The organism is Frigoribacterium sp. Leaf164 (assembly GCF_001423665.1).
GTDB classification, from domain to species: domain Bacteria; phylum Actinomycetota; class Actinomycetes; order Actinomycetales; family Microbacteriaceae; genus Frigoribacterium; species Frigoribacterium endophyticum.
On sequence record NZ_LMOX01000001.1, the window covers coordinates 787,920 to 801,704 of the forward strand.

A 13,785-nucleotide genomic window follows, 5' to 3' on the forward strand; every position below is an offset into this window, starting at 1 on the left:
GGGGGCCGGCTTCGTCGTGCGTGCTGTGCTGAGCGGTCAGCTGGCGCGGCGGGCGCGAGCGGCGCGGCGCTTCAGCGCCCGGCGCTCGTCCTCGCTGAGGCCGCCCCAGACGCCCGAGTCCTGACTGGTCTCGAGGGCGTACTGCAGGCAGGTCTCGGTGACGGTGCAGCGACCGCAGACGCTCTTCGCCTTGTCGATCTGGTCGACGGCCGGGCCGGTGTTGCCGACCGGGAAGAACAGCTCGGGGTCAGCTGTCAGGCACGCGGCTTTGTCACGCCAATCCATCGATGGGTACTCCTTTTAAATGCTGGACCGGCGCGTCGAAGCACCAGGTTCCGGATGGGGGAAAGATGAGAATTCGGGAGGCGCGCACCACCATGTGCCCGTCACTTCGACCTCGAATATGCTCGCATACTGGGGGAGCCAGATCAAGGATTTTCATGGAGGCCCCAGCGTGACCGACGCCCGCGACACCGAGCCCGACGACGAGACAGAACTGTCCGCGAGGCCGCGGCGGAGCGCTCTCCTCTGGCTGCTCGTCCTGCTGCTCTCCGCCGAGACGGCCCTGCTCGGGGTGGCGACCGCCTACCTGCTGATCGAGCTCGTCACCGTGCGCCCCGACTCCTACGCCTCGGCCACTGCGATCCTCGTCCTCACCCTCCTGGCCACCGTCTGGCTGGGGGCCGTCGTCGTCGGGGTGCTGCGCGGCCGGGCCTGGATCCGAGGGGCGGCGATCGTCTGGCAGGTGCTCCAGATCGCCGTCGGCGTCGGCAGCCTCCAGGGGGTCTTCGCGAACGCCGCGGTCGGCCTCTGGCTGATCGTGCCCGCGGTGGTCGTGGTCGTCCTGCTGCTCGTGCCGAGCGTCGTCGCCCAGACGTCCATCCGCGACGAGGCGCCTCCGCACGCGTACTGACGCGCCCCCGCACGCGTGCTGACGACGCGAGGCCCCGCCCGCGGTCGCGGACGGGGCCTCGTCGTGGGACGCGGCCGTCGGTCAGTCGATGCCGAGCTTCCGGCGGAGCATCGCCACGTGGCCCGTCGCCTTCACGTTGTACAGCGGCAGCTCGACCGCACCGTCCTCGTCGACCACGAACGTCGAACGGATCGTGCCCGTGACGACCCGGCCGTAGCTGTTCTTCTCCCCGTAGGCGCCGTACGCCTGGTGCACGGTCAGCTCCGGGTCGCTCAGCAGCGGGAAGGTCAGGCCCTGCTCGTCCTTGAACCGGCGCAGCGCCTCCGGCTCGTCCTTCGACACCCCGAGCACCTGGTAGCCCGCCGAGGCGAGCGAGTTCAGGTTGTCGCGGAAGTCGCAGGCCTCCGTCGTGCAGCCCGGCGTCGACGCCGCCGGGTAGAAGTACACGATCACCCGGCGCCCCGCGAAGTCGGACAGCGACACCGGCGCGCCCGACTCGTCGGGCAGGGTGAACGACGGCGCCGAGGCGCCCTTCTCGAGCGTGGTGGACATGCTTCTCCGATCTCGCGGCACGACGGGCGTGCCGGTGGTTCTCAGGGGGTCTCCGGACATGCTAGAGTCATTCCTCGTTGCGGAACGTCCCGCAGCACGCACCTCTAGCTCAATTGGCAGAGCAACTGACTCTTAATCAGTGGGTTCTCGGTTCAAGTCCGAGGGGGTGCACGCGATATCTGATCCCCCGTGTGCCCGCTTCGCTGGGCAGCGGGGGATCTCGCGTTCCACGCTTCTGTCCGCTCCGCGGACACGCGGCTCGTCGTCGGGCGGGGCGGGGGTCTGACCCGCCAGGTCGCTGTGGCTCGGGGCGGCGGCGCTGCGCGCGCCGGGGTGGAACGTCGCTTCGCTCGTTCCGGGGCGGCGGCGCTTCGCGCGCCTGAGCGGGGGGAACGTCGCTTCGCTCGTTCCGGGGGCGGCGGCGCTTCGCGCGCCTGAGCGGGGGGAACGTCGCTTCGCTCGTTCCGGGGGCGGCCGGGCCCGGCGCGGGTCAGGGGGCGGGGCGGGGGGTGAGGAGGGCCGCCAGGGGGAGAGCTGCGGCGAGGAGAGCGGTGGGGAGGGGTGACGCCGGGTCCTGGGAGGCGGCGAGGACGTCGACGGCGTAGACGGCGGCCCACGGGACGAGCGAGACGATGACGACCGCGGCCGCGGTGGCGCGGCGACGACGGGCGAGGACGGCCGCCGCGAGGAGGGCCGCGAGCATCAGCAGGAGGAGCGTGGCGGCCTGGAGCGGGCCGGACCAGAACCAGCCCCGCGCGGTCTGGCCGAGGCCGTGGGCGACGGCCACGGCGGCGGTGAGGACCGCGACGGTGACGGTGCCCCCGACGACGAGCCGGGGCGACCGCGGCGTGCCGACCATCGCCACGATCGCGCAGGCTCCGACGAACCCCAGCGTCGTGCTCGTCGGGCCGTCCCAGCCCAGGTCGAAGCCGTCACGGCCCGTGACGGGCAGCACGAGGCAGAGCAGCAGGGAGGCGGCCAGCCAGCCTCGCGCGATGCCCCACCGGCCGGCGAGGCCGACCGCCACGGCGGCGACCCACAGCAGCGCCAGGACGACCCCGGGGTCGAGGAAGGGCCCGAAGTGGCTGAGCTCGTGCTGCAGCGCGCGCTCCCGGAGGAACGGCCCCCACGACGTCGTGACCGCGTGCACCAGCGACCAGCCCGTGCCGGTGGCCAGGGCGACCGTCGCCGCCCCGTCGCGCACCGACGTCGTCCGCGCGAGCAGGCCCTCGACGACGCCCGACCCGGGCGAGACCAGCGTCGACTCGACGGGATCGATCAGGCGGCCCTGCGTGGTCTCGGTCACGGGACGACGGTAGGGCGACCGGACCGTCGGTGTCGTCATCCTGGGGGAGGAGGGGGAGGAGGGCCGCCCGCGGGTGGGCAGCCCCGTGGAGGTGTGGAGTGCCGGCCCTCAGGCCCCGTCGTCGTCGCGCGGGTGCTGCGCAGCCGCGTCGCGCCCGGTCACCGGGTACGGCCCGGTCATGCCCTCGCGGAGGCGGGCGGCGGCGAGGATGCGGTCACGCTGCAGGTACCAGCCCAGCACGAGCAGCGGGATGATCAGCACGAGCGACGCCACCGTGAGCGACCCGATCGGCCAGTCGATCGCCATCAGCACGAGGACGGCGACCAGGAAGGCGAGCGTCAGCCAGCTGGTGACCGGCGCGCCCGGCAGCCGGAACGAGGGCTCCTTCGCCTTGCCCTGCCGCGCCCACTGCCGCAGCCGCATCTGGCAGAGGATGATCGTGCCCCACGCGGTCAGGATGCCGAGCGACGCGATGTTGAGCACGATCTCGAAGGCGGCGCTGGCGCCGACGACGGCGTTCAGGCCGACGCCCAGCAGGGTGATGCCGGCGGTGAGGAGGATGCCGCCGAACGGCACGCCGCCCTTCGACATGACGGTCGTGAACTTCGGTGCGGAGCCGTTCATGCCCATCGAGTGCAGCACGCGACCCGTCGAGTAGAGGCCTGCGTTGAGGCTCGAGAGCGCGGCCGTGACGACGACGAAGTTCATGATCGAGCCGGCGACCTCGCCGATCTCGGGCGAGCCGATGCTGCTGAAGAACGTGACGAACGGGCTCTCGCCGGCCCGGTAGGCCGTGAACGGGAGCAGCAGCGACAGCAGCACGAGCGAGCCGACGTAGAAGACGGCGATGCGGATGATGACGGTGTTGATGGCGCGGGGCACCACCTTCTCCGGGTGCTGGGTCTCGCCCGACGCCGTGCCGACCAGCTCGATGGCCGCGTACGCGAACACCACGCCCTGCACGACGATGACGGCGGGCAGCAGGCCGTTCGGCAGCAGGCCGCTGGCGGCGATCACCGACCAGCCCGTGTCGACGGCCTCGCCGCCGTTCGTCACGGGGAAGGAGGCGGCGAGCCAGACGACCCCGACGACCAGGAAGACCACGAGCGCCGCGACCTTGATGATCGCGAACCAGAACTCCATCTCGCCGAAGACCTTGACCGCCAGGAGGTTGACCGAGAGCACTACCGCGAGGGCGACGAGCGCCAGCAGCCAGTCGGGCGCCGACGTGAACGCGCTCCAGTAGTGCAGGTAGAGGGCCACCGCCGTGACGTCGACGATGGCCGTCATCGCCCAGTTGAGGAAGTACATCCACCCCGCCGCGTAGGCCGCCTTCTCGCCGAAGAACTCGCGGGCGTACGACACGAACGACCCCGACGACGGACGGTGCAGGACCAGCTCGCCGAGGGCCCGGAGGATGAAGAAGGCGAACACGCCGCAGATCGCGAACACGACGGCCAGGGCCGGGCCGGCGTTCGCGAGGCGGCCGCCGGCTCCGAGGAAGAGCCCCGTCCCGATGGCGCCCCCGATCGCGATCATCTGCAGCTGCCGGGGCTTCAGCCCGTGCTGGAACCCAGCCTGCTCGTGGCTGAAGTCCTGCGGGACGTGCTCGGTCGTGGAGTCGCCGTCGTGGTCGCGGGGAGTGGTCATATATCGACCCTAGAGCGTGACGTACGCCCCCTGCACGTCCGTGACGTCGGGCCGGGTCGACGGTCGTGGAGCCGCCGTGTACCCCGCTCCCGGTGTCGCCTCAGTGAGACCACCGACGACGCACAGCGGAACACCAGGGCCCGGAGGGGGAGGCGCGGGTAGCGTCACTCCTGGCCGTCCCCCACCGGGGGCGGCGCCGAACGATCCGCACCACCGAGCCGGGCAGCGCCCGAGCCGCAGGAAGGCACCACCCGTGAGCACGACGACCAGCATCGAGCCCCTCCGTCGCAGCGCCCGCATCCTCACCCGGTCGATCGCCCCCGACCTCGTCCAGGTCTCGACCCCCGACCGCGTGCTCGGCTTCGTGAGGTCCGACCGCGACTCCTACGTGGCCCTCCGCGGCACCGACCCGCGCTGGGCCGACGAGCTCGGCCGCTACATCAGCCAGGGCCTCGCCCTCGAGGCGCTCCGCCTCCGCAAGCGCTCGGTCTGACCCGGGTCAGCCGCCCGCGGGCGCGCCGTCGCCCACGGTCGCGAAGAACGAGGTGAGCTCCCTGTCGATCCTGGCCCGCGCCTCCTCGTCGGTCAGGGCGGGCGTGCCGTCGCCCGACTGCTCGCCGTAGGAGCCGAACTGGGCGTGGCTCGAGCCGTCGATCTCGACCATCGTCGCGTCGGCCGGCAGCATGTCGCGGTACCGCTCGACGTCGTCGGGCGTGCTGAGGCCGTCGTCGCTGCCGGAGAGGCTCAGCACGGGCAGGTCGTCGTCGCCCGAGAGGTCGGTCGTCGCGCAGTACGAGCCGAACAGCACGAGGCCGTCGACCGAGGGGTCGTCCGCCGCGTAGCCGCAGGCGCGCACCCCGCCGAGCGAGTGCCCGCCCACCGCCCAGTTCGTCACCTCGGGGGCCGCGGCCGTGAAGTGGTCGAGGCCCCGCCAGTCGAAGAGACCGAAGCCGAGCACCGGGCGCTCGATCACGACGGTGACGCCGGTCGCGACCAGCCCGGAGAGCACCTCCTCGTAGGCCTGCGGGTCGACGCGGGCGCCGGCGACGAAGACGAGGCCCTGGTCGAGGGCCTCGGTCTGCGCGGGGCGCATGACGACGAGGTCGGGGCGGTCGGTGACGGCGACCCGCGGGTCGTCGGCCACGGCCCGGAGCGAGGAGGCGGTGGCCGACATGGGCAGCTTCGCCCACGTGAAGAAGCCGACCGCCACCAGGACCACGACGGCGAACGCCCCGAGGCCGATCGCCTTCGCGACGCGCCGGGCCCGGCTGCGGTGTCGGGCGGGGGTCGAGGGGGTGGCGGCGTCGTGACGGGAAGCTGTGCGTTGTCTCACGGTCTCAGTGTGGCGGGTGCCCGCCTGGACCTCGCTGGCAAGGGTCCGACAGGGTGGACGGATGCCTTGGATACAGCTCGTCATCTCGGTGGCCGCCGCCGTCGTGCTCACCTTCGTCGTCTCCGCCGTCGTCGGCTGGGTGTTCGGATTCGTCGCGAAGCGGAAGGAGTGGGCGGCCGCCTTCGTCGCCCGCATGCGCCGGCCGTTCCGGTGGACGCTGCTCGTCGTGCTCCTGACGATCGCTCTCCGGACGTCGTTCGACGCCATGTTCGGCACGCCCTGGCCGGGCCAGGAGGCGGTCTCGCAGCTGTTCCGGTGCGCGGTCATCGTCGTCGTGGCCTGGTTCGTCGGCGCGCTCGCGATCTTCTTCGAGGACCTCGGGCTGGCCCGCTACCGGGTCGACACCCCCGACAACCGGGTCGCCCGGCGCGTCCGCACGCAGGTGCTCATCCTCCGCCGCCTCACCATGGTGGTCGTCGTCGTCCTGGCCCTCGGCGCCGTGCTGCTCGGGTTCCCCGGCGTCGAGGCGGTCGGCGCGAGCGTGCTGGCCAGCGCCGGCCTCGTCTCGGTCGTGGCGGGCCTGGCCGCGCAGTCGACCCTCGCGAACGTCTTCGCGGGCATCCAGCTCGCGTTCTCGGACGCCATCCGCATCGACGACGTGGTGGTGGTCGAGGGGCAGTGGGGCCTGATCGAGGAGATCACGCTGTCGTACGTCGTCGTGCACATCTGGGACGACCGGAGGCTCGTGCTGCCGTCGACCTACTTCACGACGACGCCCTTCGAGAACTGGACCCGACGCACCAGCGAGCTGCTCGGCGCCGTCGAGCTCGACCTCGACTGGCGCGTCGACACGGGGGCCATGCGCGCCGAGCTCGACCGGATCCTCGCGGGCACCGACCTCTGGGACGGCCGCACGAAGGTGCTGCAGGTGACCGACGCCACGGGCGGCTACGTGCGCGTCCGGGTCCTCGTGACGGCGAAGGACGCCGGCACGCTCTTCGACCTCCGCTGCCTCGTCCGGGAGGACCTCGTCACGTGGCTGCACGCCCAGGCCCCCGAGGGCGTGCCGCGCAGCCGCGTGCAGATGGTCGACGCCGAGCCCGTCCGCCCGCGGCGCCCGGCCGCGTCGAGCTCCGGCTCCGGCGGGCTCTTCACCGGCGAGAACGCCGACAGCGAGCGCACGGCGCTCTTCACGCAGGCCATCCCGATCCCGATCGTCCACGACGCCGACCCCGCGCCCCGGCCGTACGCCTCGTCCCTCGGCGCCGAGGCCGAGCACGACCCGCACGTCGCCGGTCGGCCCGACGGCCGGGGCGACGGGCGCCGCGACCGCTAGGCCCCTCGGCGCCCGCACGACGAAGGAGGCGCGCCCCGGTCAGCCGGGGCGCGCCTCCTTCGTCGTGTCGGGGGCTCTCAGTCGTCGGACTTCGAGGCCTCGACGACGTTGCCCACCGCGATCGCCGTCGTGGCCGCCCAGGCCACGGCGGTGAGCAGCAGGCGCCAGTCGCGGGGCCCGGCGGCGAGGCTCTTGATGAGGCTGAGGCCCGAGAAGGCGGAGCTGATGATGGCCCCGTTGAAAAGGAATTTGCGCACTGGTCTCTCCTGTGGTCGGTGGCTCCACGCTACCCGGGGGCGCCCTCAGGGGCACGGCTGTGTATGGTGAGCTGCCCGGCGCCCGTGCCGTGCCCGTCCCGCCCGAGGAGACCCGTGCGCACAGCCGTCCTGGGAGCAGTCCTGCTCGTCGTCGGGGCCGTCGCCCTCGTCGCCGGGGTCCTCACCGGAGACGAGCTGCTGGCGCTCGTCGAGCGGGTCGCCCCGGTGCTCGGCTTCGTCGTCGCCCTGACCGTCGTCTCCGAGCTCGCCGCCGAGGCCGGGCTGTTCTCCTGGCTGGCCGGGGTCGCCGCCCGTGCCGCCCGAGGCCGCGTCGTCGTGCTCTGGGCCGCGGTGGTGGTGCTCGCCCTCGTCTGCACGGTCTTCCTGTCGCTCGACACCACGGCCGTGCTGCTCACGCCCGTGGTCGTGCTGATCGCCCGGCGCGTGGGCCTGCCGCCCCTGCCCTTCGCCCTGACCACGGTCTGGCTCGCGAACACCGGCTCGATGCTGCTGCCCGTGTCGAACCTCACGAACCTCCTCGCGCTCGACGCCCTCGGCTCGCCGTCGCCCCTGAGCTTCGCGGCGCTCGTCGCCCCGGCCGCCGTCGTCGGCGCCGTCGTGCCGGTCGCCGCCGTCGGGCTCCGCTACCGCCGCGAGCTCCGCGGCCGCTTCGATCCGCCCGCCGCGGAGGCCCCGGCCGACCGCGTCCTGTTCGGCGTCGCCGCCGCCTCCGTGGCCCTGCTCGTCCCCGCCCTGGTGTCGGGCGTGGAGGTCTGGATCCCCGCCGCGGCCGCCGCGCTCGTGCTCGTCGTCGCCACCGCCGTCCGCCGTCCGTCCGTGCTGCGGATCGGCCTCGTGCCCTGGGGCACGCTCGTCTTCGCGAGCGGCCTGTTCGTCGTCGTCGAGGCGGCCCACTCGCTCGGGCTCGCCGACGCGCTCGCCGCCCTGGTCGGGTCGGGCGAGGGCCTGCCCGACCTGCTGCGCCTCGCGGGCGGCAGCGCGGTCGCGGCCAACGTCGCCAACAACTTGCCGGCCTACCTCGCGCTCGAGCCGGTCGCCGGGTCGCCGCTGCGGCTCGTCGCCGTGCTGATCGGCGTCAACATCGGCTGCCTCGTCGCGCCCTGGGCCTCGCTGGCCACGCTGCTCTGGCACGGCCGGCTGACGTCGATGGGCGTCGAGGTCGCCTGGGGGCGCATCGTGCTCGGCGGCCTCGTCGTCGCGGTGGTGGCGGTGCCGCTCGCGGTGGTCGCGACCGTGCTGGTCGCCTGACCGACCGCGGCCCGGGGCGCGCGCAGGGCCTCGCGGGCGAACGACAGCGTGCGGCGGAGGGCGTCGACCAGCGACTCCTCGCCGGCCCCGCGCCGGTCGGCGTGCACCTCGGCGACGACCGCGCCGCTCCAGCCGGAGGCGGCCAGGTGCGAGAGCACCTCGGCGACCGGCTGCGTGCCCGTGCCCGGCACGAGGTGCTCGTCGACGAGGCCGCCCGGCCGGGCCGAGACGGTGCCGTCGCAGAGGTGGACGTGACGGAGGCGCTGGCCGAGCGCCAGCGCGAGGTCGAGGGCGTCGCGGCCCGCGACGGCGGCGTGCGAGAAGTCGAGCGTGGTCGCCGCCACGTCGAGGCCGACCGGGTCGTGTCCGGGGGAGTAGACGTCGGCGACGACCGGGCCGAGGCGCCACGGGAACATGTTCTCGACGGCGAGCTCGACGCCCGTCGCGGCCTCCACGTCGCGCACGACCTCGACGAAGCGGGCGGCGATGCGGCGCTGCCAGCGGAACGGCGGGTGCACGACGACGGTCGGCGCCCCGAGCTCCGCGGCCAGCTCGGCCGAGCGCAGCAGCTTGTCGCGCTGGTCGCGACCCAGGGCGAAGTGGGCCGCCGGCAGCACCGGCGCGTGCACCGACAGCGCGGGCAGGCCCCACCGGGCGACGGAGGCGCGGAGCAGCGAGGCGTCGCGGCTGCCCCGGTCGGCGGTCACCATCACCTCGACGCCGCCGTAGCCCACCCGGCGGGCGAGGCGGAAGGCCTCGTCGGCCGGTCGCGGGAAGACGCAGGACGTGCTCATGCCGACCGTGATCACGCGGCCAGGCTACGACCGGGGCGTGACCACGCCGCGGGGCCGAGCGTGAACGTCGGGCGAACGGCGGGCCAACGCGGCCGCTAGAGCCAGTCGCGCTTCCGGAACTGCCACCACAGCAGGCCGCCCACCCCCACGATCAGCACGCACGAGGTCACGAAGCCCGACACCTGGCTGAAGCCCGGGTACGGCACGTTCTGCCCGTAGAAGCCGGTGATGGCCGTCGGCACGGCGATGATCGCCGCCCAGCTGGTGACCTTCTTCATCACGTCGTTCATGCGGTTGGACTGCAATGCGAGGTTCGTGTCGAGGATGGTCGAGACGAGGTCGCGCAGGCTGTCGTTCTGCTCGGCCACCCGCAGCACGTGGTCCTGCACGTCCTGGAAGTAGGGCTGCATCACGGGGTCGACGTCGTGCAGGTCGCGTCGCAGCAGGGTGGCGACGAGGTCGCGCATCGGTGCCGACACCCGGCGCAGCAGCACGAGGCTCTTGCGCAGCGCGAACGACCGCTTCTGCACGTCGACCGTGCGAGGTGCCGGGTCGAAGAGGTCGTCGGCGATGCCCTCGATCTCGTCGTCGAGCGCGTCGGTCGCGGCCGAGTGCCGGTCGACGACGCTGTCCACGAGGCCCCAGAGCAGGAAGGGGACGCCGTGCGCGGCCAGCTCGACGTTCTGGTCGTAGGTCGCCGCGAGGTGCGCGACGTCGAACTCGGGGTGGTGGATGGTGACGAGCGCCCGCCGCGTCAGGAACGCCTTGACCTCGCTCGTCGTCAGCACGCCCGAGCGGGCGTCGAGGGCCACGTCGTAGAGCACGGCGAAGAGGTGGCCCTCGTAGTGGTCGATCTTGGGGCGCTGCCCGCCGACCAGGGCGTCCTCGACGGCGAGCTCGTGCAGGTCGAGCTCGTTTTCCAGCTGGGCGAGGTCGTCGGCCGTGGGGTCGGTGAAGTCCACCCAGACGGTGCAGTCGCGCTCGAGGTGGTCGCTGACCTCGGCCAGCGGGAACGCCTCCGCGACGAGCCGCCCGTCCCGGTACGCCCGGGTCTGCGTGGGCGTGCGGGTCTCGGTCGGGGCCGTCGTCATGGGGGCATGCTATTCCCGTGACCCCGCACGTGAAGCAGCGCCCCGACGCCCCCGACGGCTTCTTCGAGGCGGAGGCCGCGGGCCTGGCCTGGCTCGCCGAGGCGGCGCCCGACGGCGGCGTCCGCACGGCGCGCGTCCTCGAGGTCGGCCCCGGCCGGATCGTGCTGGAGGAGGTACCGGAGGCGCGGCCCGGGCCCGCCGCCGCCCGCGCGTTCGGCGCGGCGCTGAGCGTCACGCACGCGGCGGGCGCCGACGCCTTCGGTGCGCCTCCTGCCGGCTGGCGGGGCGCCTCCTTCATCGGGCGTCGCCCCCAGGCGACCGAGCCCTCCGACTCGTGGGGCGCCTTCTACGCGGAGCAGCGGGTGCGCCCCTTCGCGTACCTCGCCCACGACGCGGGCACCCTGACCACCGACGAGCTGGACGCGGTCGAGACGGCCTGCGACGCGGTCGCCGCCGGCGCCTTCGACGACGGCGCGCGGCCCGCCCGGCTGCACGGCGACCTCTGGGCCGGCAACGTCCTGTTCGGCGACGACGGCGTCGTGCTGATCGACCCGGCGGCGCACGGCGGGCACCCCGAGACCGACCTCGCCATGCTCCAGCTGTTCGGCTGCCCGCACCTCGACGACGTCCTGGCCGGGTACGACGAGCGCTCCCCGCTGCGACCCGGCTGGCGGGAGCGCGTGCCCCTGCACCAGCTGCACCCCCTCGCCGTCCACGCCGCGGGGCACGGCCGGTCGTACGGCCGGGCGCTCGCCGAGGCGGCGGAGGCGGTGCTGCGGCTCGGCTGAGCGGGGGAGGAGAGCCGGGGGACGACCCTGATCCCCGGCGGGGGCGCGCTGATAATCTGGCCGTCCCTGCGTCGACGCGGGGGGAACCCACGGAGCTCCACCCATGCCTGACACCACCACGCCCGACCGCTACGGCTTCGTCGTCGTCTCGAACCGCCTGCCGGTCGACCGCGTCGTCGCCGACGACGGCACCGCCAGCTGGCAGCACTCGCCCGGCGGCCTCGTCACGGCCCTCGAGCCCGTGATGCGCGCGAACGACGGCGCCTGGGTGGGCTGGGCCGGGCAGCCGGACCTCGAGTTCGAGCCCTTCGTCGACCAGGGCATCGAGATCGTGCCCGTGCCGCTCAGCGCGGAGGAGGTGCAGCGCTACTACGAGGGCTTCAGCAACGACACCCTGTGGCCGCTGTACCACGACGTCATCGCCGCCCCGACCTACCACCGGGTCTGGTGGGAGGCCTATGTCCAGGTCAACCAGCGCTTCGCCGACCGCGCCGCCGAGATCACGGAGGAGGGCGGCACGATCTGGGTGCAGGACTACCAGCTGCAGCTCGTGCCGAAGATGCTCCGCGAGGCCCGCCCCGACGTGACCATCGGCTTCTTCAACCACATCCCCTTCCCGCCGCTCGGCATCTTCTCGCAGCTGCCCTGGCGTCGGCAGATCCTCGAGGGCCTGCTCGGGGCCGACGTCATCGGCTTCCAGCGCGGCGACGACGCGTCGAACTTCTCACGGGCCGTCCGACACCTGCTCGGCTACTCGACCACGCGCCCGTACGTCGAGGTGCCGGTCGACGACGAGGCCGCCGTGGTCTCGCGTCGCGGCCGCAAGGTGCGCCGGGTGCTCGCGAAGCACTTCCCGATCTCGATCGACGCGGCCAGCTACGAGGAGCTCGCGGCGCGGCCCGAGATCCAGGCCCGTGCCCGTGAGATCCGCGAGGGGCTCGGCAACCCGAAGACGGTGATGCTCGGCGTCGACCGGCTCGACTACACCAAGGGCATCCGGCACCGCATGAAGGCCTTCGGCGAGCTCCTCGCCGACGGGCGGCTGAGCGTGGAGGACGCCACGCTCGTGCAGGTCGCCAGCCCGAGCCGCGAGCGCGTCGAGACCTACAAGACCCTGCGCGACGAGATCGAGCTGACGGTCGGCCGCATCAACGGCGACTACGCGACGATGAGCCACACCGCCATCAGCTACCACCACCACGGCTACCCCCGCGAAGAGATGGTGGCGCTGTACCTCGCCGCCGACATCATGCTCGTCACGGCGCTGCGTGACGGCATGAACCTCGTCGCGAAGGAGTACGTCGCCGTCCGCCGCGACAACGACGGGGTGCTCGTGCTCAGCGAGTTCGCCGGCGCCGCCGACGAGCTGAAGAGCGCGCTGCTGATCAACCCGCACGACATCGGCGGGCTCAAGAACACCATCATGCGGGCGATCGAGATGCCGAAGCGTGACCGCACGACGCGCATGCGCTCGCTCCGGCGCCGCGTGCTCGAGAACGACGTCGAGGCGTGGAGCGCCTCGTTCCTCCAGGCGCTCGAGAACGTGCGGCCCGGGCAGCAGATCACGCAGCCGGCGGACGCCGCCGAGACCGAGGGGGGCGACGCGTGAGCGCCGACGACCAGACCCGCAGCACCGGCGACGCCCGCCCCGGGGAGGCCGACCGGGCCCTCTCGGACGCGCTCAGCCGTCTCGCGACGACTCCGCGCCTCCTCGTGGCCCTCGACTTCGACGGCACGCTCGCTCCCGAGGTCGACGCCCCGATGGAGGCGCGGGCCCTGCCGGAGTCGGTCGACGCGATCCGCAGGCTGGTCGCGATGGGCGACACCACCGTCGCCCTCGTCTCCGGCCGCGACATCTCGTCGCTGCTCCAGATCGCCGACGTGCCGGAGGAGGTCGTCCTCGTGGGCTCGCACGGCATCGAGGTGCGCATCGACGGCGAGACGACGACCCTGAGCGACGACGAGCAGGCGCGCCGCGCCGTCATCTCCGACGCCCTGCACGGCGCCGCGGCCGGGCGCGAGGGCGTCTACGTGGAGGAGAAGCCCGCAGGGCTCGCCCTGCACACGCGCCTCGCCGACGCCGCCACGACGGAGGAGGTGCGGGCCGCCGTCCGGCAGCGCCTCGCCGACGAGCCCGGCGTGCACGAGCGCGAGGGCAAGAACGTCCGCGAGTACGCCGTGCGGCCCACCGGCAAGGACGACGGCGTGGCGCGGCTGCGCGAGCACTACGACGCGACGGGCGTGCTCTTCGCGGGCGACGACGTCACCGACGAGGACGCCCTGCGCTCGCTGGGCGACGGCGACCTCGGCGTCAAGGTGGGCCCGGCCGAGACCGTCGCGCTGCACCGCGTCGCGGACGCCGAGGCGATGGCCCGGCTGCTCACCGAGCTGGCCGACCTGCGCGACCACCTCGGGCACGCCTGACGACGCCCGCCCCGACAGGGGCCGCGGCTGTCCGCTCGGCGCAGCGTAGTGGCCCCGCGTCGCGCGGGCGGT

14 protein-coding genes, 1 tRNA gene and 1 pseudogene are annotated in these 13,785 nt (G+C 73.4%); 8 read left to right on the plus strand and 8 right to left on the minus strand.

Going from position 1 to position 13,785, the window contains the following annotated elements; genetic code table 11:
- Positions 1-36 precede the first annotated feature (36 nt).
- Positions 37-285, minus strand: a complete 249-nt coding sequence (locus tag ASF82_RS03530) for a WhiB family transcriptional regulator (protein ID WP_056053444.1) — start codon at positions 283-285, stop codon at positions 37-39.
- A 118-nt stretch (positions 286-403) separates the two neighbouring features.
- Between ASF82_RS03530 and ASF82_RS03535 the strand changes: the two genes are divergently transcribed.
- Positions 404-913 (plus strand): hypothetical protein, encoded by a 510-nt coding sequence (locus tag ASF82_RS03535; RefSeq protein WP_235491149.1) that lies wholly within the window; start codon positions 404-406, stop codon positions 911-913.
- Between the two features lie 81 nt (positions 914-994).
- Here ASF82_RS03535 and bcp read toward each other — a convergent pair whose 3' ends face one another.
- Positions 995-1,465, minus strand: coding sequence for a thioredoxin-dependent thiol peroxidase (gene bcp, locus ASF82_RS03540; protein WP_056053447.1), 471 nt, complete (start codon positions 1,463-1,465; stop codon positions 995-997).
- A gap of 98 nt (positions 1,466-1,563) precedes the next feature.
- Between bcp and ASF82_RS03545 the strand changes: the two genes are divergently transcribed.
- Positions 1,564-1,636 (plus strand) — tRNA-Lys (locus ASF82_RS03545).
- A 319-nt stretch (positions 1,637-1,955) separates the two neighbouring features.
- On the opposite strand, the gene ASF82_RS03550 is transcribed toward ASF82_RS03545, so the two are convergent.
- Complete coding sequence (locus ASF82_RS03550) at positions 1,956-2,771, minus strand: hypothetical protein (protein WP_056053450.1); 816 nt, start codon at positions 2,769-2,771, stop codon at positions 1,956-1,958.
- Positions 2,772-2,879: 108 nt separating this feature from the next.
- Positions 2,880-4,421 (minus strand): amino acid permease, encoded by a 1,542-nt coding sequence (locus tag ASF82_RS03555; protein ID WP_056053453.1) that lies wholly within the window; start codon positions 4,419-4,421, stop codon positions 2,880-2,882.
- A 253-nt stretch (positions 4,422-4,674) separates the two neighbouring features.
- Between ASF82_RS03555 and ASF82_RS03560 the strand changes: the two genes are divergently transcribed.
- Entirely contained in the window at positions 4,675-4,914 is a 240-nt protein-coding gene (locus ASF82_RS03560; protein ID WP_056053456.1) for a hypothetical protein, read from the plus strand.
- Positions 4,915-4,920: 6 nt separating this feature from the next.
- On the opposite strand, the gene ASF82_RS03565 is transcribed toward ASF82_RS03560, so the two are convergent.
- The gene (locus tag ASF82_RS03565; RefSeq protein WP_235491150.1) at positions 4,921-5,754 is read right to left on the minus strand and encodes an alpha/beta hydrolase; all 834 of its coding nucleotides are present in this window, start codon (positions 5,752-5,754) and stop codon (positions 4,921-4,923) included.
- Positions 5,755-5,815: 61 nt separating this feature from the next.
- Between ASF82_RS03565 and ASF82_RS03570 the strand changes: the two genes are divergently transcribed.
- Positions 5,816-7,090 carry a mechanosensitive ion channel family protein gene (locus ASF82_RS03570; RefSeq protein WP_082514432.1) on the plus strand — a complete coding sequence of 425 codons (1,275 nt, stop codon included), beginning with the start codon at positions 5,816-5,818 and terminating at the stop codon, positions 7,088-7,090.
- Positions 7,091-7,167: 77 nt separating this feature from the next.
- On the opposite strand, the gene ASF82_RS03575 is transcribed toward ASF82_RS03570, so the two are convergent.
- Positions 7,168-7,347, minus strand: coding sequence for a hypothetical protein (locus ASF82_RS03575; protein WP_056053459.1), 180 nt, complete (start codon positions 7,345-7,347; stop codon positions 7,168-7,170).
- 114 nt (positions 7,348-7,461) lie between these two features.
- On the opposite strand from ASF82_RS03575, the gene ASF82_RS03580 reads away from it, so the two are divergent.
- Entirely contained in the window at positions 7,462-8,616 is a 1,155-nt protein-coding gene (locus tag ASF82_RS03580) for an SLC13 family permease (protein WP_056053463.1), read from the plus strand.
- Positions 8,617-8,684: 68 nt separating this feature from the next.
- Here the strand turns inward: ASF82_RS03580 and ASF82_RS16005 are convergent.
- Both ASF82_RS16005 and ASF82_RS03590 read right to left on the minus strand, forming a co-directional pair.
- Positions 8,685-9,410: pseudogene (locus ASF82_RS16005) on the minus strand (sugar phosphate isomerase/epimerase family protein); the annotation flags it as partial.
- A gap of 95 nt (positions 9,411-9,505) precedes the next feature.
- On the minus strand, positions 9,506-10,501 hold the full coding sequence (locus tag ASF82_RS03590) for a magnesium transporter CorA family protein (RefSeq protein ID WP_056053471.1): 996 nt from the start codon (positions 10,499-10,501) through the stop codon (positions 9,506-9,508).
- Positions 10,502-10,518: 17 nt separating this feature from the next.
- Here ASF82_RS03590 and ASF82_RS03595 point away from each other — a divergent pair, with 17 nt between their 5' ends.
- From ASF82_RS03595 to otsB, 3 genes are all read left to right on the plus strand, one after another.
- Positions 10,519-11,289, plus strand: coding sequence for a fructosamine kinase family protein (locus ASF82_RS03595; protein ID WP_156369904.1), 771 nt, complete (start codon positions 10,519-10,521; stop codon positions 11,287-11,289).
- Between the two features lie 103 nt (positions 11,290-11,392).
- Positions 11,393-12,898 (plus strand): alpha,alpha-trehalose-phosphate synthase (UDP-forming), encoded by a 1,506-nt coding sequence (gene otsA / locus ASF82_RS03600; protein WP_056053476.1) that lies wholly within the window; start codon positions 11,393-11,395, stop codon positions 12,896-12,898.
- A complete protein-coding gene (otsB, locus tag ASF82_RS03605) occupies positions 12,895-13,713 on the plus strand; it encodes a trehalose-phosphatase (RefSeq protein WP_082514283.1) in 819 nt (272 codons plus the stop codon). Before otsA ends, otsB begins: the two co-directional genes overlap by 4 nt.
- Positions 13,714-13,785: the final 72 nt, after the last annotated feature.